21 protein-coding genes, 1 tRNA gene and 2 pseudogenes are annotated in these 26,809 nt (G+C 59.3%); 19 read left to right on the forward strand and 5 right to left on the reverse strand.

From position 1 onward, the window contains the following. Positions 1–71: 71 nt before the first annotated feature. Positions 72–641, forward strand: a complete 570-nt coding sequence (gene plsY, locus PMA3_RS27615; RefSeq protein WP_064680105.1) for a glycerol-3-phosphate 1-O-acyltransferase PlsY — start codon at positions 72–74, stop codon at positions 639–641. 22 nt (positions 642–663) lie between these two features. Here plsY and tsaD read toward each other — a convergent pair whose 3' ends face one another. After that, the gene (gene tsaD / locus PMA3_RS27620) at positions 664–1,689 is read right to left on the reverse strand and encodes a tRNA (adenosine(37)-N6)-threonylcarbamoyltransferase complex transferase subunit TsaD (RefSeq protein ID WP_064680106.1); all 1,026 of its coding nucleotides are present in this window, start codon (positions 1,687–1,689) and stop codon (positions 664–666) included. A 199-nt stretch (positions 1,690–1,888) separates the two neighbouring features. Here tsaD and rpsU point away from each other — a divergent pair, with 199 nt between their 5' ends. From rpsU to PMA3_RS33355, 8 genes and pseudogenes are all read left to right on the forward strand, one after another. Beyond that, positions 1,889–2,104, forward strand: a complete 216-nt coding sequence (gene rpsU / locus PMA3_RS27625; RefSeq protein WP_002551877.1) for a 30S ribosomal protein S21 — start codon at positions 1,889–1,891, stop codon at positions 2,102–2,104. Between the two features lie 483 nt (positions 2,105–2,587). Beyond that, a complete protein-coding gene (gene dnaG / locus PMA3_RS27630; protein WP_064680107.1) occupies positions 2,588–4,555 on the forward strand; it encodes a DNA primase in 1,968 nt (655 codons plus the stop codon). Positions 4,556–4,622: 67 nt separating this feature from the next. Further along, on the forward strand, positions 4,623–6,470 hold the full coding sequence (gene rpoD, locus PMA3_RS27635; RefSeq protein WP_064680108.1) for an RNA polymerase sigma factor RpoD: 1,848 nt from the start codon (positions 4,623–4,625) through the stop codon (positions 6,468–6,470). A gap of 121 nt (positions 6,471–6,591) precedes the next feature. After that, positions 6,592–10,338 carry a bifunctional diguanylate cyclase/phosphodiesterase gene (locus PMA3_RS27640; protein WP_064680109.1) on the forward strand — a complete coding sequence of 1,249 codons (3,747 nt, stop codon included), beginning with the start codon at positions 6,592–6,594 and terminating at the stop codon, positions 10,336–10,338. Between the two features lie 15 nt (positions 10,339–10,353). Beyond that, positions 10,354–10,430 (forward strand) — tRNA-Ile (locus tag PMA3_RS27645). Between the two features lie 317 nt (positions 10,431–10,747). Beyond that, positions 10,748–11,380, forward strand: a complete 633-nt coding sequence (locus PMA3_RS27650; RefSeq protein WP_064680110.1) for a hypothetical protein — start codon at positions 10,748–10,750, stop codon at positions 11,378–11,380. 2 nt (positions 11,381–11,382) lie between these two features. Next, the gene (locus tag PMA3_RS27655; RefSeq protein WP_064680111.1) at positions 11,383–12,087 is read left to right on the forward strand and encodes a hypothetical protein; all 705 of its coding nucleotides are present in this window, start codon (positions 11,383–11,385) and stop codon (positions 12,085–12,087) included. Between the two features lie 102 nt (positions 12,088–12,189). Then, positions 12,190–12,312, forward strand: a pseudogene (locus tag PMA3_RS33355) (type I restriction-modification system subunit M N-terminal domain-containing protein); the annotation flags it as partial. A gap of 45 nt (positions 12,313–12,357) precedes the next feature. Here PMA3_RS33355 and PMA3_RS27665 read toward each other — a convergent pair. Then, positions 12,358–13,023: a glycosyltransferase family 25 protein gene (locus PMA3_RS27665; RefSeq protein ID WP_064680113.1), complete on the reverse strand. Its 666-nt coding sequence runs from the start codon at positions 13,021–13,023 to the stop codon at positions 12,358–12,360. Positions 13,024–13,622: 599 nt separating this feature from the next. Further along, positions 13,623–13,805 (reverse strand): annotated as a pseudogene (locus PMA3_RS33360) (hypothetical protein); the annotation flags it as partial. Between the two features lie 460 nt (positions 13,806–14,265). Between PMA3_RS33360 and PMA3_RS27675 the strand changes: the two are divergent. Both PMA3_RS27675 and PMA3_RS27680 read left to right on the forward strand, forming a co-directional pair. After that, positions 14,266–14,574, forward strand: coding sequence for a DUF3077 domain-containing protein (locus PMA3_RS27675; RefSeq protein WP_064680114.1), 309 nt, complete (start codon positions 14,266–14,268; stop codon positions 14,572–14,574). 144 nt (positions 14,575–14,718) lie between these two features. After that, complete coding sequence (locus PMA3_RS27680; RefSeq protein WP_064680115.1) at positions 14,719–15,159, forward strand: hypothetical protein; 441 nt, start codon at positions 14,719–14,721, stop codon at positions 15,157–15,159. A 213-nt stretch (positions 15,160–15,372) separates the two neighbouring features. On the opposite strand, the gene PMA3_RS27685 is transcribed toward PMA3_RS27680, so the two are convergent. Then, positions 15,373–16,014 (reverse strand): hypothetical protein, encoded by a 642-nt coding sequence (locus PMA3_RS27685; protein ID WP_064680116.1) that lies wholly within the window; start codon positions 16,012–16,014, stop codon positions 15,373–15,375. Positions 16,015–16,161: 147 nt separating this feature from the next. Then, on the reverse strand, positions 16,162–18,519 hold the full coding sequence (locus tag PMA3_RS27690) for a glucose/quinate/shikimate family membrane-bound PQQ-dependent dehydrogenase (RefSeq protein ID WP_064680117.1): 2,358 nt from the start codon (positions 18,517–18,519) through the stop codon (positions 16,162–16,164). Positions 18,520–18,695: 176 nt separating this feature from the next. Between PMA3_RS27690 and PMA3_RS27695 the strand changes: the two genes are divergently transcribed. The 8 genes from PMA3_RS27695 to pqqD all read left to right on the forward strand — a co-directional run bounded on the left by PMA3_RS27695 (position 18,696) and on the right by pqqD (position 26,805). Continuing rightward, positions 18,696–19,157 (forward strand): Lrp/AsnC family transcriptional regulator, encoded by a 462-nt coding sequence (locus PMA3_RS27695; protein ID WP_064680118.1) that lies wholly within the window; start codon positions 18,696–18,698, stop codon positions 19,155–19,157. 231 nt (positions 19,158–19,388) lie between these two features. Further along, positions 19,389–21,071 carry a flavin monoamine oxidase family protein gene (locus tag PMA3_RS27700; RefSeq protein ID WP_064680119.1) on the forward strand — a complete coding sequence of 561 codons (1,683 nt, stop codon included), beginning with the start codon at positions 19,389–19,391 and terminating at the stop codon, positions 21,069–21,071. Between the two features lie 12 nt (positions 21,072–21,083). After that, entirely contained in the window at positions 21,084–21,878 is a 795-nt protein-coding gene (locus tag PMA3_RS27705) for a carbon-nitrogen hydrolase family protein (RefSeq protein WP_064680120.1), read from the forward strand. 106 nt (positions 21,879–21,984) lie between these two features. After that, positions 21,985–24,414 (forward strand): pyrroloquinoline quinone biosynthesis protein PqqF, encoded by a 2,430-nt coding sequence (pqqF, locus tag PMA3_RS27710; protein ID WP_064680121.1) that lies wholly within the window; start codon positions 21,985–21,987, stop codon positions 24,412–24,414. Between the two features lie 156 nt (positions 24,415–24,570). Further along, positions 24,571–24,645 carry a pyrroloquinoline quinone precursor peptide PqqA gene (pqqA, locus tag PMA3_RS31280; RefSeq protein ID WP_003177660.1) on the forward strand — a complete coding sequence of 25 codons (75 nt, stop codon included), beginning with the start codon at positions 24,571–24,573 and terminating at the stop codon, positions 24,643–24,645. An 86-nt stretch (positions 24,646–24,731) separates the two neighbouring features. Beyond that, a complete protein-coding gene (pqqB, locus tag PMA3_RS27715) occupies positions 24,732–25,643 on the forward strand; it encodes a pyrroloquinoline quinone biosynthesis protein PqqB (RefSeq protein WP_064680122.1) in 912 nt (303 codons plus the stop codon). A gap of 137 nt (positions 25,644–25,780) precedes the next feature. Continuing rightward, positions 25,781–26,533, forward strand: coding sequence for a pyrroloquinoline-quinone synthase PqqC (gene pqqC / locus PMA3_RS27720; protein ID WP_064680123.1), 753 nt, complete (start codon positions 25,781–25,783; stop codon positions 26,531–26,533). Continuing rightward, positions 26,530–26,805, forward strand: coding sequence for a pyrroloquinoline quinone biosynthesis peptide chaperone PqqD (gene pqqD / locus PMA3_RS27725; RefSeq protein ID WP_064680124.1), 276 nt, complete (start codon positions 26,530–26,532; stop codon positions 26,803–26,805). Before pqqC ends, pqqD begins: the two co-directional genes overlap by 4 nt. Positions 26,806–26,809 lie beyond the last annotated feature (4 nt).

Consider the following 26,809-nt stretch of genomic DNA (forward strand, 5'->3'; position numbering starts at 1 on the left):
CTCTTCTCCGCTGCACGACAAGGGCGCAATGCGCCGTTAGAATCAGGGCGTCCTCGCCCGGAATAGTTAGCATGTTTTGGTTACTGGCGACCCTCGCCTACCTGCTCGGCTCTCTGTCCTTTGCCATTTTGCTCAGCCGCCTGACCGGTAACCCCGATCCGCGAATGAGTGGCTCGGGCAATGCCGGTGCCACCAACATGCTGCGCCTGGCCGGCAGGAAGCTCGCCACCCTGACCTTGCTCGGCGACCTTTGCAAGGGCCTGCTGCCCGTGCTGATCGCAAGTGTCGCGGGTCTTTCGCTGCAAGAACAGGCCTGGATCGGCATTTGTGCCGTCATCGGTCACCTGTTCCCGTTGTATTTCCGTTTTCGCGGCGGCAAGGGTGTCGCCACCGCTGCCGGGATGTTACTGGGACTCTATCCGCCTGCAGCACTGCTGGCCGTCTGCGCCTGGCTGCTGACGTTCTACCTGACCCGCACCAGCTCGCTCGCCGCATTGATCGCCACGCCGCTGACCCTGCCATTGCTGGCCTGGCAAGAACCGGCGGCACTGCTGCCCATGAGCGCGCTCACAGGGCTGATCGTCTGGCGCCATCGGGGCAATCTACGCGACCTGTTTGCCGGGCGCGAACGGCATTTTTAATACCGCACGTGAACACCGCTCATCACAACGCTGACAATTGCTCCATCGGCCAGCGCGCCTGTACGCTGATCGCCAGGCTTTCGTGCTGGCCAGCTTGCAAGCGCTGGCAACCGGCAAACGCAATCATCGCGCCATTATCCGTACAGAACTCCGGACGGGCATAAAACACATCGCCGCGCATGTCCCCGAGCATTTTCTCCAGGGAAGAGCGCAACGCCTTGTTGGCGCTAACGCCCCCAGCGATCACCAGGCGCTTCATACCCGCCTGCTTCAGGGCACGCTTGCACTTGATGGTCAAAGTCTCCACCACGGCCTGCTGGAACGCCAGCGAGATGTCGCAACGGGCTTGCTCGCTGTCGTCCCCGGCGCTGACGCATTGCTGCCAGGTGTTCAGGGCGAAGGTTTTCAAGCCGCTGAAACTGAACGCCAGGCCGGGACGGTCACACATCGGTCGCGGAAAAGTGAATCGTCCCGCAACCCCTTGCTCTGCCAGACGCGCGATTTCCGGGCCGCCCGGATAATTGAGGCCCATCATCTTCGCGGTCTTGTCGAATGCTTCACCGGCTGCGTCGTCGAGGGTCTCGCCCAAGAGCGTGTATTGCCCGATACCATCGACCTGAACGAGCTGCGTATGACCACCCGACACCAATAAAGCGACGAACGGAAATTGCGGCGGTTGCGACTCCAGCATGGGCGCCAGCAAATGGCCTTCCATGTGGTGCACGCCAAGCGCCGGAATGCCCCAGGCAAAGGCCAGCGCCTGAGCGCAGGAAGCGCCCACCAACAGCGCGCCCACCAGGCCGGGACCCGCGGTATAGGCGATCGCGTCGATCTCGGTCGGCACACAGTCGGCTTCAGCCAACACCTGACGAATCAAGGGCAGCATGCGTTTGACATGATCACGGGAGGCCAGCTCCGGCACCACACCGCCATAGGCACGGTGCAGGTCGATCTGACTGAACAGTGCGTCGGCCAGCAGGCCGCGTTCACTGTCGTAAAGTGCGACACCGGTTTCGTCGCAGGAGGTTTCTAATCCCAGTACTAGCATGGGTTTGCGCCTTGTTTAGGCTGAATTCGAAGGCGCGCATAATAGTCGCCACGTGATGCCCCGACCAGCGGTTTTCGATCAGAGGCTTTGCATTCCGAGCGATGAGGGGTTAACATCCGCAACCCTTAAAAACCGACGTCTTCAAGTGCTCTTTTGCCACGAGGATGTTGACCCCGGTAATGAATGAAGGTAGCTCTGGATGCCAGCCGTCAAAGTAAAAGAGAACGAACCCTTCGACGTAGCTCTGCGTCGTTTCAAGCGCTCCTGCGAAAAAGCCGGTGTACTGGCTGAAGTTCGTAGCCGCGAATTCTACGAGAAGCCTACTTCTGAGCGTAAGCGTAAAGCAGCAGCCGCTGTTAAGCGTCACGCCAAGAAAGTTCAGCGCGAACAGCGCCGCGCCGTTCGTCTGTACTAATACACAGACGTCCGTAGCAAGCTTCTGCCAAGCCCGGCCCCTCAGCCGGGCTTATGGCATTTGCGGAAAACGCTTGATGCTTCACCGTCAAAGCCGCAGACGCGACCAAGACAAACCTGCTTCACAGCGTCAGACCTGGCTCTTTTGCCAGCGGTGCACGTCTTTTCTGACGAGCCTTCCAAGGCTACTGACGAGCACACCCACTGATTCCTCTCACGACGATCAGCCCAAGGCACCTTCTTGCGTGCCCGCTTATGAGCGATCCGGGGCCATCGACTGGCCACAGCGGATTTCAGCGCAATATTTTCACATAGTCGAATACTGATTGGCACTAACGTCAGTGGATTTTCGGCGGATACACTTCCCGACAGCGATTACGCAGACGACACTGGTCGAGCCGTATATTTTGCGCGCCTTAAACAACGACCCGCATTCGGCTGCCCTTTGTTTCGGGTCCCTTTCAGCGCAGATGACGAGAACGCCATGGCCGGGCTAATTCCCCAGAGCTTCATTGACGACCTTCTGAACCGCACCGACATCGTCGACGTGGTCAGCTCGCGCCTGCAAATGAAAAAGGCCGGCAAGAACTACACTGCCTGCTGCCCTTTTCACAAAGAAAAAACCCCGTCCTTCAGCGTCAGCCCCGACAAACAGTTCTATTACTGCTTCGGCTGCGGCGCTGGCGGCAACGCCCTCGGCTTCATGATGGACCACGACAACCTGGATTTCGTCCAGGCTGTCGAAGAACTGGCCAAAGCCGCCGGCATGGAAATCCCCCGCGAAGAAAGCGGCCGCCCGCACAAACCGCGGCAGCCGACCGATTCGCCGCTGTACCCGCTGCTCACCGCCGCCGCCGACTTTTACCGCCAGGCCCTCAAAAATCATCCATCGCGCAAAGCCGCTGTGGATTACTTGAAGGGTCGCGGGCTAACGGGCGAAATCGCCCGGGACTTCGGCCTCGGCTTCGCCCCACCTGGCTGGGACAACCTGTTCAAGCACTTGAGCAGTGACAGCCTGCAACAAAAAGCCATGGTCGATGCCGGCCTGCTGATCGAAAACGCCGAAACCGGCAAACGCTATGACCGCTTTCGCGATCGAGTGATGTTCCCGATCCGCGACAGCCGTGGACGCATCATTGCATTCGGCGGCCGGGTACTGGGCGACGACAAGCCGAAATACCTCAACTCGCCGGAAACCCCGGTATTCCATAAAGGCCAGGAGCTCTACGGCCTCTATGAAGCCCGCAAGAACAACCGCAACCTTGATGAAATCATCGTCGTCGAAGGGTATATGGACGTTATCGCGCTCGCCCAGCAAGGCCTGCGCAATGCCGTAGCTACCCTGGGCACCGCCACCAGCGAAGAGCACTTGAAACGACTGTTTCGCGTCGTGCCCAACGTGCTGTTCTGCTTCGACGGCGACCAGGCCGGCCGCAACGCAGCGTGGCGGGCGCTGGAAGCCACCCTGCCCTGCCTGCAAGACGGGCGTCGGGCGCGCTTCCTGTTCCTGCCGGAGGGCGAGGACCCGGATACCCTGGTCCGTTCCGAAGGCACCGACGCTTTCCGCGCGCGCATCAACCAGCATGCCCAGCCACTGGCGGACTATTTTTTCCAGCAGCTGACCGAGGAATCCGACCCGCGCTCACTCGAAGGCAAGGCCCACATGGCCACCCTCGCCGCACCGCTGATCGACAAAGTCCCGGGCGCCAACCTGCGCATCCTGATGCGTCAACGGCTAAGCGAAATCACCGGCCTCAGCGGCGAAGCGGTGAGCCAGCTGGTGCAAAGCGCCCCTCAGGAAGCGCCACCGGCGTATGACCCGGGCATCGATTACGACGCCATGCCGGACTACAGCGACTACCATCAGCCGCAGGCACAAGAGATGTACGTGCCACAACAGGAGTGGACGCCGAAGAAACCCGGCGCCGGCGGTAAAAAATGGGACAAAAAACCCTGGGACAAGAACGGCAAACGGGGCGGTGATCGCGATCAACCCCGCGCACCAAGGGTGCCGGCTGCCGTAGAACCGCCAACCCTGGCCGCGCTGCGAACGCTGCTGCATCACCCGCAACTGGCGAAAAAAGTCGAGGATGCCGGGCACTTTGCCGCCGAGGATCACACCAACACACAGTTGCTGGTGGCGCTGCTCGAAGCCGTACAGAAGAATCCCAAGCTAAACTCAATTCAGTTGATCGCACGCTGGCACGGTACCGAGCAAGGACGTTTGCTCAAGGCGCTGGCGGAAAAGGAATGGCTGATTGACGGAGATAACCTTGAACAACAGTTTTTCGACACCATTAATAGCTTGTCCGCCCGCCAACGCGAGCGAAACCTGGAACAACTACTCAGGAAAGCACGTCAAAGTGAACTGACTAGCGATGAGAAAAATCAACTGCGCGACCTTTTAAGTCGCAATGTTTCCGCATCAAACCCGACCTCAACTGGCGCGTGAGGTCATAGCTCAGGTATAATCCTCGGCTTGTTTTTTGCCCGCCAAGACCTTCAGTGGATAGGGTGTTATGTCCGGAAAAGCGCAACAGCAGTCTCGTATCAAAGAGTTGATCACACTTGGTCGTGAGCAGGGCTACCTGACTTACGCGGAGGTCAACGACCACCTGCCGGAGGATATTTCAGATCCGGAACAGGTGGAAGACATCATCCGCATGATCAATGACATGGGGATCAACGTATTCGAGGTTGCGCCAGATAAGGATTCCCTTATGCTGGCCGACGCCGATACCGACGAAGCCGCGGCCGAAGAGGCAGCAGCAGCGTTGGCAGCGGTCGAGACCGACATTGGTCGCACCACCGACCCGGTGCGCATGTACATGCGCGAAATGGGTACGGTAGAGCTCCTCACACGTGAAGGCGAAATTGAAATCGCCAAGCGTATTGAAGAGGGCATCCGCGAAGTGATGGGCGCAATCGCGCACTTCCCTGGCACGGTTGACCATATTCTCTCCGAATACACTCGCGTCACCACCGAAGGTGGCCGCCTGTCCGACGTCCTGAGCGGTTATATCGACCCGGACGACGGCATTGCGCCGCCTGCAGCGGAAGTGCCACCGCCTGTCGATCCGAAAGCCGTGAAAGCGGACGACGACACCGACGACGATGACGCCGACGCCACCGACGACGAAGAAGAAGCCGAAAGCGGTCCGGATCCGGTCATCGCGGCACAGCGTTTTGGCGCTGTCTCCGATCAGATGGAAATCACCCGCAAGGCGCTGAAGAAGCACGGGCGTGGCAACAAGCTGGCAATCGCCGAGCTGATTGCCCTGGCCGAGCTGTTCATGCCGATCAAACTGGTTCCGAAGCAATTCGAAGGCCTGGTCGAGCGTGTTCGCAGTGCCCTGGATCGTCTGCGTCAGCAAGAGCGCGCGATCATGCAACTTTGCGTGCGTGATGCCCGTATGCCGCGTGCCGACTTCCTGCGCCAGTTCCCGGGCAATGAAGTCGACGAAAGCTGGACCGATGCACTGGCCAAAGGCAAAAGCAAATACGCTGAAGCCATTGGTCGCCTGCAGCCGGACATCATTCGTTGCCAGCAGAAGCTGACCGCGCTGCAAACCGAAACCGGTTTGACGATTGCCGAGATCAAGGACATCAACCGTCGCATGTCGATCGGTGAGGCCAAGGCCCGCCGCGCGAAGAAAGAGATGGTTGAAGCCAACTTGCGTCTGGTGATCTCCATCGCCAAGAAGTACACCAACCGTGGCCTGCAATTCCTCGATCTGATCCAGGAAGGCAACATCGGCTTGATGAAAGCGGTAGACAAGTTTGAATACCGCCGTGGCTACAAATTCTCGACTTATGCCACCTGGTGGATCCGTCAGGCGATCACTCGCTCGATCGCCGACCAGGCCCGCACCATCCGTATTCCGGTGCACATGATCGAGACGATCAACAAGCTCAACCGTATTTCCCGCCAGATGTTGCAGGAAATGGGTCGCGAACCGACCCCGGAAGAGCTGGGCGAACGCATGGAAATGCCTGAGGACAAGATCCGCAAGGTATTGAAGATCGCTAAAGAGCCGATCTCCATGGAAACCCCGATCGGTGATGACGAAGACTCCCATCTGGGTGACTTCATCGAAGACTCGACCATGCAGTCGCCAATCGATGTCGCCACCGTTGAGAGCCTTAAAGAAGCGACTCGCGAAGTACTGTCCGGCCTCACTGCCCGTGAAGCCAAAGTGCTGCGCATGCGCTTCGGTATCGACATGAATACCGACCACACCCTCGAGGAGGTTGGTAAGCAGTTCGACGTGACCCGTGAGCGGATTCGTCAGATCGAAGCCAAGGCGCTGCGCAAGCTGCGCCACCCGACGAGAAGCGAGCATCTGCGCTCCTTCCTCGACGAGTGATCACAGAACCCCCGGCCCAGGCCGGGGGTTTTGCTTTTTGCAGATAAAATTTCCCACGCTTCACTCCCGCCTGATTGCCCGTCTACACTCGAAACATTCCCCGTGCCGCAATGAGATTGTTATGCCCAGACTGCCGACCGTGCTTTTTTTGCTGTCGCTGATAACCTGGACCGCAACGGCTGGCGCGCTGACTCTGACCGACGAAGAACGTAGCTGGCTGGCGGCTCACCCGGACTTGCGCCTGGGCGTCGATGCATCCTGGCCGCCCTTCGAGTTTCGCGACGACCAGGGACGCTACCAGGGGCTTGCAGCGGATTACATCAACATGATCCGGCAACGGCTGGCCATCAAGCTCACGCCCATCGAGCCGGTCAGCTGGACGGTTGTCCTGGAACAGGCCAAACAATCGAAGCTGGACCTGCTGCCGGGCATCATGTCGACCCCGGAGCGTCAGACTTACCTGTCGTTCACCCGCCCCTACCTGGACTTTCCGATCGTCATTCTTGCCCATGTCGGAGGCCCCCAGCCGCGCAAACTGGCAGACTTGTACGGCCTGAAAATCGCCGTGGTGGACAATTACGCCCCCCATGAGCTGCTGCGTACGCACCACCCTGACCTGAACCTGGTGGCAATGCCCAATGTCAGCTCAGCCTTGCAGGCACTGGCCACCGATGAGGTGGACGCCGTGGTCGGCGACCTCGCCTCCAGCATCTGGAGCCTGCGCCAGCTCAAGCTCGACGGGCTTTATGTCAGCGGCGAGACCCCCTATCGCTATCAATTGGCCATGGGTGTGCCCAAGGACAACAAGATGCTGGTGGGCATCCTGGACAAGGTCCTGGCCGATATGACCCCGGAAGAAATCAGCGCCATCCAGGAGCATTGGGTCGGCAACGTCCTCGATCATCGAACGTTCTGGTCCGACCTGCTGGTTTACGGCCTGCCCGGATTACTGCTGTTGATCGGCGTGCTGGCGGTGGTGATCCGGATCAACCGCCGGCTGAGCTCGGAAATCGCCCGCCGGGTCGACCTGGAACAGGAACTGCGCAGCAGCGAATATCACTATCGCGGCTTGGTAGAGAGTCTTTCGGCCATTGCCTGGGAAGCCAGGATCACCGATTTCACCTACAGCTACGTATCGCCCCATGCCGAGGATCTGCTCGGTTACCCCCTATCCCACTGGCTGATTCCGGGCTTCTGGCGCAACATCATCCACCCCGCCGACCTGACTCGTGCCCAGACCTTCTGCGACCAGGAAGTCCTGGCCGGGCGCGATCACAGCCTCGATTACCGGGTCATCACCGCCGACGGCCGTTGCCTGTGGGTGCGCGACATCGTCAGCCTGATCGAGCACGGCCACGAACCGGTGTTGCGCGGGCTGATGATCGACATCAGCGATGCCAAGCGCACCGAAGAAGCGTTGCGACTGTCGGAGCAGAAGTTCGCCTCGGTATTCCAGCAATGTCCGGACATCCTGGTCATTGCACGGCTCTCTGACGGGTGTTTGCTGGAGGTCAACGAAGCGTTCGAAGATCAGATCGGCCTCAAGGCTGAAGACGTCATCGGCCAGACCGCCACCGACCTGAACATCTGGGGCATTCCCGGCGTCGGGCCGGGCTTGCTGCAGCGGCTGCAGGCCGGCAGCATCCGCAACCTGGAGATGCCCTTTCGTCGCAACAATGGCCAGGTGTTTACCGGCCTGATTTCCGCCGAACCCTTCGACCTCGACACCACCCTCGCGGTGGTCGTCGTCGTGCGCGATATCAGTCAGCTCAAGGAAACCCAACAACAGCTGCAAACCTCCGAAGAGAAATTCGCCAAGGCGTTCCATGCCTCCCCCGACGGTTTGCTGCTGTCCCGGCAAAGCGACGGCCTGCTGCTGGAGGTCAACGAAGGGTTTAGCCGCATCACCGGCTTCAACAGCGCGATGTCGGTGGATCGCTCGGCGCTCGAACTGGGAATCTGGGTCAACCTCAACGAACGCAAACAGATGCTCGATCTGCTGCACCGTGACGGTTTCGTGCGCGACTTCAGCTGCCACATCCGCCGCAGCGACGGCCAGATTCGCCTCTGCGAGGTGTCCAGCCGCCCGCTACCGATCGGCGACGAAGATTGCATGCTGACCATCGCTCGAGACATCACCGAGCGGCACTTGATGCAGGAGAAACTGCAACAGGCCGCCACCGTGTTCGAAAGCACCGCCGAGGGAGTGTTGATCACCGACACCCAACAACACATCAGTGCGGTCAACCGCGCGTTTACCGAAATCACCGGCTACAGCGAAAGCGAAGCCTTGGGCCACACCCCTCGCCTGCTCGCCTCGGGCCTGCATGACAGCGCGTTCTATGCAGCCATGTGGCATCAACTGACCGCCGAAGGCCATTGGCAGGGCGAGATTTCCAATCGTCGCAAGAACGGCGAGCTCTACCCAAGCTGGCTGACCATCAGCGCGGTGCGCAACCGGGACAAATTCATCACCCACTTCGTGGCCGTGTTCGCGGACATTTCCAGCCTCAAGCACGCCCAGGCCAAACTCGACTACCAGGCGCACCACGACCCGCTGACCGGTCTGCCGAACCGCACCCTGTTCGAGAGCCGGCTGCAGACCGCGCTCAACAACCAGCAGGAAAACGGCGGTCAGGGTGCCGTGCTGTTCCTCGACCTGGACCGCTTCAAACACATTAACGACAGCTTGGGTCACCCGGTCGGCGACCTGTTGCTCAAAGGCATCGCCGTGCGTCTCAAGGAACAGCTGCGCGATATCGATACCGTGGCGCGCCTGGGCGGCGACGAATTCATCATCCTGCTCCCCGGCCTGCAGCAATCCAGTGACGCCGACAACATTGCGATCAAGCTGCTCAATTGCTTCGGCGCACCCTTCCAAGCCGGCGAGCATGAGTTTTTCATCAGTGCCAGCATCGGCACCAGCCTTTATCCCAAGGACGGCTGCGACGTCGCCACCCTGGTCAAGAACGCCGACGCAGCGATGTATCGCTCCAAAGCCAAGGGTCGCAATCGGGTCGAAAGCTATACCCGCGACCTCACCGCCCAAGCCAGCGAGCGCATCGCGCTGGAGCACGAACTGCGACGCGCCATCGAGCGCAACGAGCTGTTCCTGCACTACCAGCCGAAAATCAGCCTCGACGACCATCGCCTGGTCGGCGCCGAAGCGCTCATTCGCTGGCGCCACCCGACCTTTGGCGATGTGCCGCCGGAACACTTCATTCCCCTGGCCGAAGAAAACGGCATGATCCTGCAGATCGGCGACTGGGTACTCGAGACCGCCTGCCGGCAGATGTGCGAATGGAACCAGGTCTACGAATGCCTCGGCCCCCTGTCGGTCAACCTCGCCGGCGCGCAACTGCGCCAGCCGAACCTGCTCGGCCGCATCGAACAACTGCTCAAGGACAACGGCCTCAGACCGGATCTTCTGCAACTGGAAATTACCGAAAACTTCATCATGAGCCAGGCCGAAGAGGCGCTGGCGGTGCTGCATCAACTCAAACACCTGGGCGTGCAACTGGCGATCGACGACTTCGGCACCGGCTACTCTTCCCTGAGCTACCTCAAACGCCTGCCCCTGGACATCCTGAAGATCGACCAGTCCTTCGTCCGCGGCCTGCCGGACGATCCCCACGATGCAGCCATCGTTCGCGCCATCATCGCCCTGGGCCGAAGCATGCAATTCACCGTGATCGCCGAGGGCGTGGAGACCCTCGCACAGCAGCAATTCCTTGCGGCGGAAGGTTGTGAACAGATCCAGGGCTACATCGTCAGCCTGCCCCTGCCACCGGCCGAATTCGCCGCGACGTTTCTTCGTACAGCCAAATTGGATTTTTCGGATAGCACAGCCGAGAAACCATCGCTATAATCCGCGACCTACTGAGGGCCTATAGCTCAGTTGGTTAGAGCAGAGGACTCATAATCCTTTGGTCCACGGTTCAAGTCCGTGTGGGCCCACCAAACAAGAAAGCCGCGCAATGCGCGGCTTTTTCGTGTCCGGTGTAAAGCGCCTCAATCAAGTGCTGCCAAGCCATGATCAAACCTGCCAGATCTTGGGTAAGCTCGTCACATCATTGCGCCACCAAGCTCAGCGACGGCAATCAAGGGATGAGTATGCACAGGACTGAAAATGACCGCGAACAGTAGCTGGATACCGTACTGAAGCCTTGAATGACAATATGTGGCCTGCGGTCGGCTAGCTTGTTGACAGCGACTGGGCAACAACGCCTAAACTGTCCTCAGTCCCAGGACAGAGGACAGTAGCTAACTGAGGCCATATGAAGAGTCAAGACGTACTGTTGCTGATCAAACTGATTTGCCTGGAGCAGCGCGAGCGCCTGCAGCAGCAACTCGACAGCGAAACAGCAGAACTGCTCAAGCTCAGCGACACCCAAGGCCCTTGGCAAGGCTGGGAAGATCACGCCGAACAAGACCCGCCCGTCCACCACGACAGCTACTCCATGCGCGCCCTGCAAGCCTCACTGGGTATCAGCAAAACCGAAGTCGCCTCGGCGCTCAAACGCTGTCAGCAGATTGGATTGTTACGCCTTGACCCAACTACCCGACTACCTCGGGTCAACAGCAAGGCACTGCTGGGCTTTATCGAACATGGTTTGCGCTATGTGTTTCCAGTGAAGCCCGCGGAAATCGTCCGTGGTATCCCAACCAGCTTTTCCGCTCCCGTTTTGCAGGGCAAATTGATGAGCGGGGGCGACCTGATCCACGTCTGGCCAGACGCCTATGGCACTCGCAAAGGGCAGTCCATCACCCCCCTGTTCAAGACCGTTCCGGGGGCAGTCAAAAAAGATGCCCGATTGTATGAATACTTGGCGCTGATAGATGCCGTGCGCTTGGGCAATGCCCGGGAAGCCAATCTGGCGAACCAACTGTTGCGCGAGAGGATTCTTTAACCATGAGCCGAGCTCAAAACATCCAGATGCTTGAGGTCGTCGCCAAGGCGCTCGGCGAAGACCTTTGCCAGGAGGTTGCCTTTGTCGGCGGTTGCACGACAGCCTTGTTGTTGACCGACGAATTGACCCTGGAAGAAGTGCGCTACACCGACGATGTCGATCTGGTGGTGCACCTGACAGGCTATACCCAGTGGCAAACGTTGGTGGCACAACTCAAACAAAAAGGCTTCAGGCAATCGCCGCAGGACGAGGTCATTTGCCGCCTGCGCCTGGGCGAGCTGAAAGTCGACTTCATGCCCGAAGATGCCGAAACAGCCAACCTGCTGGGCTGCAACAACCGCTGGTTCAGCGATGGGTTGGCCACTGCGCAATGGCATGAGCTACCGAGCGGCTGCCGCATTCGCCTGTTCAGCCCGCCCTACTTCCTCGGCAGCAAACTTGAAGCTTACGCCGGTCGCGGCGCGCAGATCCGTTGGGCAGCCAAAGACCTTGAGGACATTCTCAACCTGGTGAACGGCCGGGAGGAATTGCTGGCCGAAGTAGAGACTACCGCTCCCGAACTTCGCGGGTACCTGAACCTGACGCTGGCAGGCCTGCTGGGAAATAACGACTTTGGCTATCTGGTGCAAGATGCCGCGTATGGCGATAGCGAGCGTGAGCAGATTATCTGGGACCGCCTGTACCACATTGTCCCGGTAACTGCCTGAATGCACGCGTCCGTCAAGTGGCACACCCAGGCCGGCAGCCATACGGCGGATAACCGCGATGCCTTCGCCCATGCCGCGCAGGCAAACACCAGCATTTACCTGATCGCCGATGGCAGCAGCGACATCGCCAAGAAGCTCTGGAACCTTTGCGACGTCCTCCGTGACGACGGCACCAACTACAGCGACTACGTCACCGAACTGGTGCTGCTGCTGTTCATCAAGATGGCCCGTCCAGTTTTTTTCAATGACAGGTGTCTCTACGGCGAAATATCAGAACCTGAGCCGTAGCACTGCTCGGACAATATTTTTGAGCATCGATCGCTGGGGTATTATGAAATTACGCTGCCACCACTCCTCCTCATCGATGGCAACCGACAGAACATTGCAGCCTGCCACAGCCGCCCCGTGCTGATGGAAGAACATCAGATGCATACAATGTTGCTTGATCTGCTGCTTGAACATGACCTCTACGGGAGCACCGGAGTAAGGCGTTTCGGCCAAGACCCGACAACCTTCACGAGAGATGATGAAGGCGTGAAGCACAACGACTCTTCCCCGCGCCAGAAAAGGAAACCAGGTCAACCAGGTGCGACCCATAGCGCGGCCAGGATGCAACGCTTGAAACTGGTTTGCTCGGATGAACCTGTTCACCCGTCGGATTTGCGAACTGCGAAATCTGTAGGGTTTCGCATCGTCTACAAAGATGAGAACTCTCTCCCAATCTTCAGCTAGAGCCCTTGCCGCCAGAGACTGATGCGACTCATAACATCCCTGGACCGGATCGCTACAGCGCTCCGCAATGAAGAACTCAATCGGGTTCGAAATCAGCGGTGCGAATGTCTGCTGGAAAAGCACCCGTTTGTATTCGCGCTCTTTCAATGAAATGCAGAACGCATGATCAACGTTAAAAGTGACCCTATCTGTTGTGGGCTCCATTAACGACGCTCCCCGGCTGGTTGGCCGGTGGGGGCATCGCTTTGAAGCTGATCGCGATGTAGCTTCAAGTATTCCACTTGAAATCCTTCAGTGACCTTTCCGCAGCCCTATGCCACGGGAAAGCGCCAATGATTGGCATAGGACCGCTTTGGCGTATGTCAGACGCTTCTGAAAATGATGCTCCACACTCCCTGGGTGCCTGCCGTCTCGTTATCCGATGCTCACAAAAAATTCACACCCGAGTAAAATCTTGAAAGGAACGCACTTTCTCCTCTCCTATCAGCGGCGGTTCACATCATTTGTTTGTGCAAGCTTCTGTGCGGTGAAACATGAACGCCATACCGGGTCGGCAGCGGGCCCTGCCAAGGTAAGGGTGCTTTCATACTGTGCTCACACGAAGACCTGAAACCGACCGAATTAATGATTGATGTGAATATTTACTTTCATTAGATTTGACCCATCGAAGCGACTGACCGGATGAGATTGAGCGCTTCCCAGCAGCGAGAGCTGCAACCGCGCAAGGCGGTTCGCAAGTGGTGTCCGGATCTGCTTTACCGAATCGAAAAAGTCGCCTATGGCGTCTCTTTTCGTTTCAGCGCCTAGCGTTTGGTCGAACTCGCTTGCCGCAGATAGACCTTACCGCACAGCAACATAAACCCCCTCTTGCCCAGCAACCTCGGCGGCTGTTCGGTTTGGTGGTAAGCACTCTCAACGACTAGATTCAGGTCCTGCGGCTTTTCCTTGGCGGCACGACGTATCTCAAAGAACACGTGGTATACCCCTGAATCCTGAATGTCCTAAAATAGTTGCACATCTGATTTCAAGACGAAGGAGTCGACGTGAAAAAGCCACGCAATGCGCGGTCTCGTGTAACTGACGTTTAACTTTGTTTACTGGAGCTGTCGAAATATCGGATGACGTCCTAGGACCTTGTAGGCAAACTCCGAAAATTGCGTTTTGGGCATTTTGATGCCTTGCTGGGCTTTTCTTCGACGGGATACTCTCCGGATGTCGCTGACCATTCAGCGATCGGGCTTGGAAACCCGTCTAGTCAAGTCAAGCGCAACAGTCCCATCACGACTCCAGACGTTTTTACGGCTGCGACTCAGTGTTATGGCAGCTGTGCGTGGGACGTCTTCGGACGTGCCGGTTTCCTTGGCTCCCGGTTTCCAACCTGCGCACAGCTGCCACCCATTCGCTTGGAAACGAACGTGGCAGCACTTTAAGTCGAGGAGCTCCATCATGACAAAAGCAAATTCATCTGATTATTCAGAACTAAAAACCGTCGGCTTCACCCCCTTCCTATACCTCTCGGAACAACCGCTGTTCCACGTCTGTCGCAACGTCCCCATCGCCGATGCCTTGGCCCAAGCCTCCGACCTATTGTTCCTCGCCAAGTCCCTGACCGTCGATGCTGCCTACGTCCAAGGCTCCGATAGCCACGCATGGGCCGCGCACTATCTGACGTCAATGAGCAAAGCAGTGATTGATGATGTGGTGAAGGTGCTGACGCGGGAGCCGGCTCGAACGGCGGCAGAATCTGAAGAATAGCGGCAAATCAGGCAGCACTATTAGCCCCGAACTGCCGGGGCTTTCAAATTATGATCGGGATTGCAACTACTGCACCCCACCTTGCGCCCGGCGACGATCTACATGCAATGGAATGACCTGACAATTGGCGGACGCCAGTACAGCATGGAACATCTACAACCGTTTGAATTGAAATTCGAGGTCGCGGGTGAGCTGATCAACGTCAAATTCGAATTCGGATTTCATTGCTTCACCGACGCCAAAGGAAATGGGCAATTACTAGTGCACAGAGGGGAGCGTCGCTATTTCTGTGCCGAACGACATCATTGCAGCGGCCAGATTGCAGAGTACATTCACAAGAGGTTTTTCAAAGGGCTTGCCGTTCCGTTTTACGTGGAAAACAGTCAACGCTATTTCTGCCTGGACCTGCATGACTATGCGATTTTCTTTTCGATCAGCAAACCGCAAGGGACGATGAACCTTCTCAAACTCAGGGTGATTTCCGCGTATGAGGTAGCTGAATGGGGGCGGGCGAAGCTGCCCAAAGGCAAGCCGCACAATGTGCGCTACATTCTTGAAATGCGTAATGCAGGCAAACCTATCTGATAGACAGCAAAAAGCCTCGATGCTTTCGCATCAAGGCTTCTTGTGAATCTGAATATCGGCCTCTCCTTTCACGGTTTCCCGCTTATCCCGCTCACTGGCTAGGAGTGGCTTGCGCCACCGAAATCAACACCCCTTGCTTCCAAGGTTCCGGTCTGTGCTGACAATGTCATAATAGCGTTTGTATCAAACTGGAGCAACCAGCGTTTTTTACGCCTAAACCTTCAACTCGGGAATAGCCTGCACTGGCCCCAGCCGTTCAAGCATTCCCCCCGTCAACACAACCTCATACGTATCCCCCGCCCTTCCCCACTGCTCCACCATGACCATGCCGTCCACCAACGCCAATGCCAATTCATTAATCGTATCGGCCAACGCTTCCACGACTTCTTGAGTCCGCAGCCACACGCGATCGGTAATCTCCTTGAGCTCCGCCGTTATGCGGTCAGACGACGCGGGATTCGTATCGGGGTAGGCGATGTTGCGTAGCAGTTGCTGCAACTCCCTTACTTTTGCGTAATCCTGCTCCGCCCCAAGGCCTCCCTTGAGGATGGTTGTTGCTTTCGGCTTATCAACGAGTTTCCTGGGCGAATGTGTTGAAGATAAGGTCTGCCCCATGGCGCCCGCCAGGAGGACCATCATCCGGGCTTGCAAATACTCCTTCATCGCGTCTATCGACGAAATCGACCGCGCCAAGGTGATTGAAGCGCCCCCTTGATGCCGTAAGTCCATGGTCACTGTCAGGGTCACGCCGCCCGTTGCAAACCCCAAGGCACGGGCCATGACGTAGTGTGCCATTTCGTGATGGGCAATCTGCAATGCATGGTCCCGTACAGCGGGAGGCATCTTCTTCGTCATTTGCGTCACCTCGCATCCCTGGATTTCGCATTCGACTACGAGTGACTGTCGCTGTCCATCCTGACGTCCCGTTGATGGCGTCAGGGCAATTCGCACAGCAAAAAAAGCCGCGCAATTGCGCGGCTTTTTCGTACAGAGGCTCAGCCTTTATTTAGGCAAGGCGTAGGCAATCACGTAGTCCCCACGATCCGGCGACTGCCGCGCACCGCCAACAGTCAGCAGGATGTACTGCTTGCCCGTTTTCGGCGAAACGTAAGTCATCGGTCCAGACTGACTCCCCACCGGCAAACGCGACTTCCAGATCTCATTACCATTGCCCGTATCGAAAGCACGCAGGTAGAAATCCTGGGTACCCGCGAAGAACAACAGACCCGACTGGGTAGCCAACGACGCGCCAAGGGTCGGCATGCCGATCGGGATCGGCAAGTGCATGCGGATGCCCAATGGACCGGTGTCTTGCACGGTACCAACCGGCACTTGCCACATCAGCTTGTGAGTCTTGAGGTCGATGGCGGACATGGTGCCGAACGGTGGTTTCTGGCATGGAATGCCAGCCGCCGAGAGGAAGCGTTCGCGCATGGCGCCGAACGGTGTGCCTTCCTGCGGCACCACGCCCATTTCGATACCACTGGCCCCGGCGGCGATCTTGTCGCGGGGAATCATGTAGTTGGCCAGGCCCAGGCGCATGTCGTTGACGAACATGTAGTTCGTGTTCGGATCCACCGAGACGCTGCCCCAGTTCATGCCACCCAGGGAACCCGGGAACTGCAAGGCGCGGTCCATGCCCGGCGGGGTGTAGACGCCTTCGTGGCGCATGCCTTTGAACTGGATGCGGCACATCAGCTGGTCAAACGGTGTGGCGCCCCACATGTCGGATTCGGTCAGGGTCTTGTTGCCGATGGACGGCATGTCCACCGAGAACGGCTGGGTCGGCGAGTAGCGTTCGCCAGGCACGTTGCCTTGCGGGACCGGGCGCTCTTCGACGCGGGCGATCGGCACGCCGGTTTCGCGGTTGAGCAGGAAGATCTCGCCCTGTTTGGTGACTTGCGCCAGGGCTGGCTGGGTGCCGCCCTTGTCGTCAGGCACGTCGTACAGCAGCGGTTGGGCCGGCAGGTCGAAGTCCCACAGGTCGTGGTGAGTGGTCTGGAAATGCCAGCGCACCTGGCCGGTCTTCACGTCGATGGCGACGATGGACGAGCTCCACTTGTCGTCAAATTCCGTGCGTTGACCGGCGAAGAAGTCCGGGGTGGCGTTGCCGGTTGGCAGGTAGACCAGACCCAGTTTGGCGTCGTAAGACATGGCCGACCAGACGTTCGGTGTGCCACGGGTATAGGTTTCGCCGGCTGGCGGACGTTTGGTGGTGTTCGGGTTACCCGGATCCCAGGCCCACACCAGTTCACCGCTGCGCACGTCGTAGGCACGCACCACACCTGGCGGTTCGCCGGTGGAGTAGTTATCGGCCACGCGGCCGCCGATGATCACCACGTCCCCGGCTACCAGCGGGGTTGAAGTCTGCTGGTAATAACCAGGCTTCACTTCGCCCATGTCGGTGGTCAGATCGACCGTGCCTTTGTTGCCAAACTCTTCACACGGCTGGCCGGTTTCGGCGTTGAGCGCGATCAGGCGGGCATCGCCGGTCGGCAGGAACAGACGTTTCGTACAGGCAGATGGCTGCTCGGCTGTAGGCGTGGCACTCGCGTCGGAGTAACCCAGGCCACGGCAGCGCTGCCAGTTGGGCGCGGTACCTTGCGGATCGAACTTCCAGCGCTGGGCGCCGGTGTCGGCATCCAGGGCAAAGACTTTGCCGTAGGCGGTGCAGGTGTAGACCGTGTCGCCGATTTGCAGCGGCGTGTTCTGGTCTTCGGCGCCGGCGCCGGTGCTTTGCGGAATGTCGCCGGTGCGGAAGGTCCAGGCCACCTGCAGTTTGTCGATGTTGCCTTTGTTGATCTGGTCCAGCGCGGCAAAACGGTTGCCGGCGGTGGTGTTGCCCCAATGCGCCCAGTCTTTCTGTTCAGTGCCCGCAGCGACCGGCGTCACCGCGGGCTCACTGCTGGCCTTGACCACATGGGTCGGCACGAACATGTAGGCCAGCGTCGCAACGACACCAACCCCCAGAATGCCGGCCAGACCGTAGGCACCGCGGCCCGCCGTCGCGCCCGAGGCACGCATCAGGGTCGGGTAGATCAACGCGACAACCAAGCCGATCACAGCGAAGGTCAGCACCCGCGAAACCAGCGGCCAGTATTCGAACCCGGCGTCCCATACCGCCCAGATCACCGTCAGGATCAACGCCAGGCCATACAGCCATGCGCCCTGCGGTTTTCGCCGGGCGATCATCAGCCCGGACACCAGCATCGCCAGGCCCATCAGCAGGAAGTACGCGCTGCCGCCGAGCGATATCAGATAGCCACCGCCGCCGGCCAGGCCAAGTCCGATCAAGGCGATCAGGACACCCAGCCCCAATAGCAACCATTTGCTGCCGCCGGCAGCCCCAGAAGTATTCATGTCGAAAAATTTTCCCCATTCGTGACAAGCGCGGAATAATGTACGAACTAGTTACTTATGGCAAATTGTCGCAGGCAAAAATGGCATGAACGGTACTGAGCCTAGATCAAACAGCCGGGTGACGAGATGTGCCTGTAACATGCACGCCCATTGCTTTGTGCCGCTGGAGCCCGACCTTGCCTGACATCCGTCCCCCCATCCTTGACGAAATCGACCGCCAATTGATCGCGGCCCTGCAAATCAATGCCCGCGAAAGCGTGGCCATGCTTGCCCGGCAATTGGGGATTGCCCGCACGACCGTCACGTCGCGGTTGGCACGACTGGAGAAGGCCAAAGTGATCACCGGTTACGGCGTGCGTTTGGGGCAGCGCGTGGTGGATGGCGGATTGCAGGCGTATGTCGGGATTACGGTGCAGCCGCGATCCGGCAAGGAAGTGTTGCGTCGCCTTAGTGCCATGGCTCAGGTACAGCAGCTGTGTGCGGTGAGTGGCGAATTTGATTATGTGGCGTGGTTGCGCACTGACTCGCCGGAGCAGCTGGACCAGTTGCTGGATCAGATTGGCAGTGTGGATGGGGTGGAGAAGACGACGACTTCGATCATCTTGAGCAGCAAGATTGATCGGGGGCAGCCGGTTTGAGTTTCTGGCTGTAGGACTTCGGTGTCTGATCGGGCCTCATCGCGGGCAAGCCCGCTCCCACAAGGACCGCGGATTGTCATTTTGTATCGTGTAATCGTCATAATGCGCAAACAACCTGCAAAACGACGACACTTTGCGTCTTATTAACGTGTTCTATGCTCTCTAGAATGGCTGCCATCTTTTCCTATACTCAGATGCGCGTTCCGCGTCGGGTCGCCAGCAAGGTCAGCCATGAACAACAACAATCGCCATCCTGCAGACGGTAAAAAACCAGTCACCATTTTCGGTCCGGACTTTCCTTTCGCTTTCGACGACTGGATCGAACACCCGGCGGGCCTGGGCAGCATTCCTGCGCACAACCACGGTGCCGAAGTGGCGATTGTCGGGGCCGGTATCGCCGGTCTGGTGGCGGCTTACGAATTGATGAAGCTGGGCCTCAAGCCCGTCGTCTACGAAGCCTCGAAAATGGGCGGTCGCCTGCGCTCCCAGGCGTTCAACGGCGCCGAAGGCATCATCGCCGAACTCGGCGGCATGCGTTTCCCGGTGTCGTCCACCGCGTTTTACCATTACGTCGATAAGCTCGGCCTGCAGACCAAACCCTTCCCGAACCCGCTAACCCCGGCTTCGGGCAGTACCGTGATCGATCTGGAAGGCAAAACCCATTACGCCCAGAAACTGGCGGATCTTCCTGCACTGTTCCAGGAAGTGGCCGACGCCTGGGCCGATGCCCTGGAGGCCGGTTCGCAGTTCGCCGATATCCAGCAAGCGATCCGCGACCGCGACGTGCCACGCCTCAAGGAACTGTGGAACACCCTGGTGCCACTCTGGGACGACCGCACCTTCTATGACTTCGTCGCGACCTCCGAAGCGTTCGCCAAACTGTCGTTCCATCACCGTGAAGTATTCGGCCAGGTCGGTTTCGGCACCGGCGGCTGGGATTCGGACTTCCCGAACTCGATGCTGGAAATCTTCCGCGTGGTGATGACCAACTGCGACGATCACCAGCACCTGGTGGTCGGCGGCGTGGAACAAGTGCCGCTGGGCATCTGGCGCCATGTGCCGGAGCGGTGCGTGCACTGGCCCGAGGGCACCAGCCTCAGTTCGTTGCACAGGGGCGCGCCGCGCTCCGGCGTGAAGAAAATCGCCCACGCAGCGGACGGCCGTTTTGCGGTTACCGACAACTACGGCGACACCCGCGAATACGCGGCGGTGCTGACCACCTGCCAGAGCTGGCTGTTGACCACCCAGATCGAGTGCGACGAAAGCCTGTTCTCGCAAAAGATGTGGATGGCCCTGGACCGCACCCGCTACATGCAGTCGTCAAAAACCTTCGTGATGGTCGACCGCCCGTTCTGGAAGGACAAGGATCCGGAAACCGGCCGCGACCTGATGAGCATGACCCTCACCGATCGCCTGACCCGTGGCACCTATCTGTTCGACAACGGCGACGACAAGCCGGGCGTGATTTGCCTGTCGTACTCATGGATGAGCGACGCGCTGAAAATGCTTCCGCACCCAGTGGAAAAACGCGTAAAACTGGCGCTGGATGCCTTGAAGAAGATCTACCCGAAAGTCGACATTGCCGCACGGATCATCGGCGACCCGATCACCGTGTCCTGGGAAGCCGACCCGCATTTCCTCGGCGCTTTCAAAGGTGCCCTGCCCGGCCACTACCGCTACAACCAGCGGATGTACGCGCATTTCATGCAGGCCGACATGCCGGCCGAGCAGCGCGGGATTTTCATCGCCGGCGACGACGTTTCCTGGACGCCGGCCTGGGTCGAGGGCGCGGTGCAGACCTCGCTCAATGCGGTGTGGGGCATCATGAACCACTTCGGCGGTGAAACTCACGCCGAGAACCCGGGTCCAGGAGATGTGTTCAACGAGATCGGTCCGATCGCCCTGCCCGAGTAAGAGGAATCCGAAATGCGCGTAGCTCTTTACCAGTGTCCACCCTTGCCCCTGGACGTTGCAGGCAATTTGCAACGCCTGCATCAACTGGCGCTGGAGGCCAAGGGCGCCGACTTGCTGGTGCTGCCGGAGATGTTCCTGACCGGCTACAACATCGGCCTCGATGCGGTCAGTGTGCTGGCGGAGGTGTACAACGGGGAGTCGGCGCAGCAGATTGCGCGCATTGCCAAGACGGCGGGGATTGCCATTCTGTATGGCTACCCCGAGCGCACTGAAGACGGACAGATCTACAACGCCGTGCAGTTGATCGACGCCCATGGCGAACGCCTGTGCAACTACCGCAAGACACATCTGTTCGGCGATCTCGATCGCTCGATGTTCAGCGCAGGCAAGGATGATTTGCCCCTGGTTGAGCTCAACGGCTGGAAGCTTGGTTTTTTGATCTGTTACGACCTGGAATTTCCGGAGAATGCCCGGCGCCTGGCCCTGGCCGGTGCCGAGCTGATTCTGGTGCCCACGGCGAACATGATTCCCTACGACTTTATCGCCGACGTCACCGTCCGCGCCCGGGCCTTCGAAAACCAGTGTTATGTGGCCTATGCCAACTACTGCGGACACGAAGGCGACATCCACTACTGCGGCCAGAGCAGTATCGCCGCGCCGGATGGCAGCCGCATTGCCCAGGCCGGCCTCGATGAAGCACTGATCGTCGGCGAGCTGGATCGCCAGTTGATGGTCGATTCCCGCGCCGCCAATCGCTACCTTCTCGATCGCCGCCCCGAACTCTACGGCGACCTGCACAAGCGCTGATCCACTTGGCGACGTTCTCGATGAGTTTCCCCACCGCAGTGTGGAAACTCATTGAGAACGCCCCCTGATCCGCTAGCATTAGCGCTTCTCTGATCTGGAAGTGCTCATGCCTGCGCTGAATCACCCCCGCCTTCACACTGAAACCCTGGCCAACGGCCTGCGGGTGACGTTGCGTCATGCTCCCGATTTGAAGCGTTGCGCTGCGGCATTGCGCGTCGACGCGGGCAGCCATGACGTGCCGCTGGCCTGGCCTGGCCTGGCGCACTTTCTTGAACACCTGTTGTTCCTCGGCACCGAGCGTTTTCCTGCGGGTCAAGGCCTGATGGCCTACGTACAAGGTCACGGCGGGCAGGTGAACGCGCAAACCTGTGAACGCACCACCGACTTCTTTTTTGAAGTGCCCCCCCAGGCGATTAGCGCAGGGCTGGAGCGTCTGTCAGACATGCTCGCCCATCCGCGTATGAATCTGGACGATCAGCGGCGGGAACGGGAAGTGCTGCACGCAGAGTTTGTCGCCTGGTCCCGGGATGCCGCAGCCCGGCAGCAATTTTCGCTGTTTGATGGCGTTTCAGCCGCTCACCCGTTGCGCGCGTTTCATGCGGGCAATCGCTACAGCTTGCCGCTGCCGCAGACTGAGTTTCAGCAGGCGCTGAAGGATTTCCATCAACGGTTTTATCAGACCGGGCAGATGACGCTGAGCCTGGTGGGGCCGCAAAGTATCGATGAGTTGAAGTCGATGGCTCAAAGCGTTGGCGCTGTCCTCTCATCAGGGAAAAAAATCCCGCAACTCCCCCCTGTGCCGCTGATGGAGTCTTCAGCCAATAGTTATCAACAGGCCGGCGAGGGTCGGCTGGACTTGTTGTTCGCCTTCGAAGCGCTGCCCCCTTCATCGGCGCAAGCCTTGGCATTCCTGTGCCATGGGTTGAACTCGGCAAAACCCGGGGGGCTGCTCGCGACATTGCGCGCCAGCGGGATGGCTGACAGCTTGAAAGCCACGCCGCTGTACCGGTTCGCCGGGCAAGCGTTGCTGCACATCGAATTCACCTTGCCCACTGCAGTCCCTGCCGGGATCCAAGAGCAGGTGCTGGACTGGCTGGGCTTTTTTGCGTCCGGGCAAGACTGGAGCGCACTGCGCGAAGAATACGCCGCCCTGATGCGACGCCAGCAGCAAGTCAGCTCAGCCCTGCAGCTGGCCCGACTGGACAGCGAGCAGCTTGAGACCGGCTTGTCCGACGAGGGTGTGATCGCCCTGAAGGAAATCCTCCAGCAAATGGGCGCTGTGGATAACTTCAGCAGCCATTGGCAATTGCCGACAGCCAACCCGTTTCTACGTGCGCAACCTCCAGCAACGAGTGCTGGGCTGATCCGCGGCCAGACCAGCAAACACCGTGGCCTGCGAACCTTTGCCCAGGATCGCACGCGCAGTCGGCGCGAACACTCGCCAATGCACTTCAGCCAGGCATTGCCGGATAACACCGCGGAAGGCGCCGTCTACCTGCGTTGGCGCCTGGACTCGGCGCCTTGCAGCAGCCTTCAATCCGTACTGGAAAAGCGCCTGCAACCCTTGCGCGATGATGCTCGTCAGGCGGGTGTCGAATGTTCTCTCAGCACTTCGGGCAACGAACGGCTGCTGAAAATGACCGGGCTGCAGGAACCGATGCCGGCAGTCCTCGAGCATGCGCTGAAAGAACTGACAAAGGCTGATATCGCGGTCTCACACACGAGCGCGACAACCGCCCCGCTGATGCCGATTCGACAGCTGCTCAAGGCATTGCCTGAGCACTGCCTTGAGCCCACTACCGAATCGGACGATTGGCAGCAGCTTTGGGCAAATGCGCGCTGGGATGGCCTGGCGACCGGCCTGTCCACCCAAACACAAGCGGCGATGGGCCTGGCCTTGAGCCGTGTACCGGGCCGCCCGGACAATCAACTGACGCCACTGTCATCGATTAGCTCACAGCGCCTCTGGCACTGCATCGACACCGGCTCCAGCGAGCATGCGCTATTGCTCTTCTGCCCCACCGCAACCTGGGATATCGCCGACGAAGCCGCCTGGCGCTTGCTCGCTCACCTGTGCCAGACCCCCTTTTACCAGCGCCTGCGAGTAGAGCTGCAACTGGGCTACGCCGTATTCAGCGGCTTGCGCCAGATTCATGGGCAGACCGGGCTATTATTTGGCGTGCAGTCACCCAGCGTGGCGCCGGTAGACCTGCTGGGTCACATCGAACAATTCCTGAACGAATTGCCGGGGATGATCGATGACATCGATGACTTGGCCTTCGCCGCCCAACGCCAGGCCTTGGCCGACCAATTCGTCAGCACCGCGCTGCCCGTCGCCCAGGCCGCCGAATTGTTGTGGCAAAGCAAACTGGCCGGCCACTCGTCGGATTATCTGATCCAGCTACCCGAGGCGATTTTGAGGATTGACCGCGCCGCCTTGCTCGATGCCGCCCTGCGATTGAACAAGGCCGACGGTGGCTGGCGCTGCCTGGCCACCAGCGCGGCGCCAGGCGGGCCTTGGCAAGCGGCAAAATGATCATTACCGGTGCTGCAATTAGCTTTCTCAAAGATTCGCGGCCAATCTTTCTGAAATTTTGAGTAACATAGCCGCCTAACTATCTGAACATCTCCGACTGGAGGTGGACTATATGTATAGGTATCAGCTGTCCCATCTACCTGAAAGGAGCATTCCATGTCCTGGTCCAAACCTGCTTACATCGACCTGCGTATCGGCTTCGAAGTCACCATGTACTTCGCAAGCCGCTAAGTTCTGCCGTTTAGGTGGAGAATGATGTGCAACGCCTCGGTTCGCCGAGGCGTTTTTATTTTCAGTGTAGAAATGATGGAGCAGCCATGTTCGTCCAGATTCTAGGTTCCGCCGCTGGCGGAGGCTTCCCCCAGTGGAACTGCAATTGCGCGAATTGCGCAGGTTTTCGTGACGGCAGCCTGCGGGCCAAGGCACGGACCCAGTCGTCCATCGCGATTTCCGATGACGGCGTGAACTGGGTGCTGTGCAATGCCTCGCCAGACATCCGCGCCCAGCTCCAGAGCTTCGCGCCCATGCAACCGGGCCGCGCCCTGCGCGATACCGGGATCAGCGCCATCATCCTGATGGACAGCCAGATCGACCACACCACCGGCCTGCTCAGCCTGCGCGAAGGGTGCCCGCATCAGGTCTGGTGCACCGACATGGTCCACGAAGACCTGACTACCGGCTTTCCGTTGTTCACCATGCTGACCCACTGGAATGGCGGGCTGAACTGGAACCGCGTCGAACTCGACCGCAGCTTCACCATCCCGGCCTGCCCGAGCCTGCGCTTTACCCCGCTGCCCCTGCGTAGCGCCGCGCCACCCTATTCACCGCACCGCTTCGACCCGCACCCGGGCGACAACATCGGCCTGATCGTCGAAGACCTGAACACCGGCGGCAAGCTGTTCTATGCCCCCGGCCTGGGCAAGGTCGATGCGCCGCTGCTGGAAATCATGGCCGGCAGCGATTGCCTGCTGGTGGACGGAACGATGTGGGACGACGACGAAATGCAGCGTCGAGGCGTGGGTACTCGCACCGGCCGGGAAATGGGCCACCTGGCGCAGAACGGCCCCGGCGGAATGCTGGAAGTGCTGGAGCAACTGCCCAAGCCGCGCAAAGTACTTATTCACATCAACAACACCAACCCGATTCTCGATGAGGATTCGCCGGAGCGTGCGGAGCTCGCTCGGCGCAAGGTTGAAGTGGCCTACGACGGCATGAGTATTGTGCTGTAAGACGCCGAGACCGCTTCGCGGTCTATCGCGGGCAAGCCCGCTCCCACAAGGTTTGACGGTGTACGCAAAACCTGTGGGAGCTGGCTTGCCAGCGAAGGGGCCAGACCAGACACCGAAGTTTTTCCCGGAGACCCCCAATGACTGACACCCCAATGTCCCCCGCCGAATTCGAGGCAGCCCTGCGGGCAAAGGGCGCCTATTACCACATCTACCACCCCTATCACGTGGCGATGTATGAAGGCCGGGCGACCCGCGAGCAGATCCAGGGCTGGGTCGCCAACCGCTTCTACTATCAGGTGAACATTCCCCTGAAGGACGCCGCCATCCTCGCCAACTGCCCGGACCGCGAGATCCGCCGCGAGTGGATTCAACGCCTGCTGGACCACGACGGTGCCCCCGGCGAAGACGGCGGCATCGAAGCCTGGCTGCGCCTGGGCCAGGCCGTCGGCCTCGACCCGGATCAATTGCGCTCCCAGGAGCTGGTGCTGCCCGGCGTGCGTTTCGCCGTGGACGCCTACGTCAACTTCGCCCGCCGGGCCAGTTGGCAGGAAGCTGCCAGCAGCTCGCTGACCGAACTGTTCGCACCGCAGATCCACCAATCGCGCCTCGACAGCTGGCCGCAGCATTACCCATGGATCGACCCGGCTGGCTACGAGTATTTCCGCACCCGCCTGGGTCAGGCGCGCCGGGATGTCGAACATGGTCTGGCGATCACGCTCGAGCACTACAAGACCCGGGAAGGCCAGGAGCGCATGCTGGAAATTCTCCAGTTCAAACTGGACATTCTTTGGAGCATGCTCGATGCCATGAGCATGGCCTACGAACTGAACCGACCGCCGTATCACAGCGTGACCGGGCAACGGGTCTGGCATAAAGGAATCACCCTATGAGTTTCGACCGCAGCAAGACCCCGACCTGGCGTACCGGCTACCGCTTCCAGTACGAACCGGCGCAGAAAGGCCATGTGTTGCTCTATCCGGAAGGCATGATCAAACTCAATGAAAGTGCCGCGTTGATCGGCGGCCTGATCGACGGCCAGCGCAATGTCGCGGCGATCATTGCCGAACTGGACGCGCAATTCCCCGGCGTGTCCGAGCTCGGTGACGACATCGAGCAATTCATGGAGGTCGCCCGTGCTCAGCACTGGATCGAACTTGCCTGATTCC

The sequence above is a fragment of the Pseudomonas silesiensis genome (assembly GCF_001661075.1).
Classification (GTDB): domain Bacteria; phylum Pseudomonadota; class Gammaproteobacteria; order Pseudomonadales; family Pseudomonadaceae; genus Aquipseudomonas; species Aquipseudomonas silesiensis.

Excerpts from the sequence above, each read along its gene's own strand:
- PMA3_RS27650 (WP_064680110.1), top strand. The coding sequence starts at position 10,748 with ATGAAGAGTCAAGACGTACTGTTGCTGATCAAACTGATTTGCCTGGAG.
- PMA3_RS27685 (WP_064680116.1), bottom strand. The coding sequence starts at position 16,014 with ATGACGAAGAAGATGCCTCCCGCTGTACGGGACCATGCATTGCAGATT.
- PMA3_RS27665 (WP_064680113.1), bottom strand. The coding sequence starts at position 13,023 with ATGGAGCCCACAACAGATAGGGTCACTTTTAACGTTGATCATGCGTTC.
- dnaG (WP_064680107.1), top strand. The coding sequence starts at position 2,588 with ATGGCCGGGCTAATTCCCCAGAGCTTCATTGACGACCTTCTGAACCGC.
- PMA3_RS27700 (WP_064680119.1), top strand. The coding sequence starts at position 19,389 with ATGAACAACAACAATCGCCATCCTGCAGACGGTAAAAAACCAGTCACC.
- PMA3_RS27690 (WP_064680117.1), bottom strand. The coding sequence starts at position 18,519 with ATGAATACTTCTGGGGCTGCCGGCGGCAGCAAATGGTTGCTATTGGGG.
- PMA3_RS27655 (WP_064680111.1), top strand. The coding sequence starts at position 11,383 with ATGAGCCGAGCTCAAAACATCCAGATGCTTGAGGTCGTCGCCAAGGCG.
- plsY (WP_064680105.1), top strand. The coding sequence starts at position 72 with ATGTTTTGGTTACTGGCGACCCTCGCCTACCTGCTCGGCTCTCTGTCC.
- rpsU (WP_002551877.1), top strand. The coding sequence starts at position 1,889 with ATGCCAGCCGTCAAAGTAAAAGAGAACGAACCCTTCGACGTAGCTCTG.
- rpoD (WP_064680108.1), top strand. The coding sequence starts at position 4,623 with ATGTCCGGAAAAGCGCAACAGCAGTCTCGTATCAAAGAGTTGATCACA.
- pqqC (WP_064680123.1), top strand. The coding sequence starts at position 25,781 with ATGACTGACACCCCAATGTCCCCCGCCGAATTCGAGGCAGCCCTGCGG.
- PMA3_RS27640 (WP_064680109.1), top strand. The coding sequence starts at position 6,592 with ATGCCCAGACTGCCGACCGTGCTTTTTTTGCTGTCGCTGATAACCTGG.
- pqqB (WP_064680122.1), top strand. The coding sequence starts at position 24,732 with ATGTTCGTCCAGATTCTAGGTTCCGCCGCTGGCGGAGGCTTCCCCCAG.
- pqqD (WP_064680124.1), top strand. The coding sequence starts at position 26,530 with ATGAGTTTCGACCGCAGCAAGACCCCGACCTGGCGTACCGGCTACCGC.
- PMA3_RS27675 (WP_064680114.1), top strand. The coding sequence starts at position 14,266 with ATGACAAAAGCAAATTCATCTGATTATTCAGAACTAAAAACCGTCGGC.
- pqqF (WP_064680121.1), top strand. The coding sequence starts at position 21,985 with ATGCCTGCGCTGAATCACCCCCGCCTTCACACTGAAACCCTGGCCAAC.
- tsaD (WP_064680106.1), bottom strand. The coding sequence starts at position 1,689 with ATGCTAGTACTGGGATTAGAAACCTCCTGCGACGAAACCGGTGTCGCA.
- PMA3_RS27680 (WP_064680115.1), top strand. The coding sequence starts at position 14,719 with ATGGAACATCTACAACCGTTTGAATTGAAATTCGAGGTCGCGGGTGAG.
- PMA3_RS27705 (WP_064680120.1), top strand. The coding sequence starts at position 21,084 with ATGCGCGTAGCTCTTTACCAGTGTCCACCCTTGCCCCTGGACGTTGCA.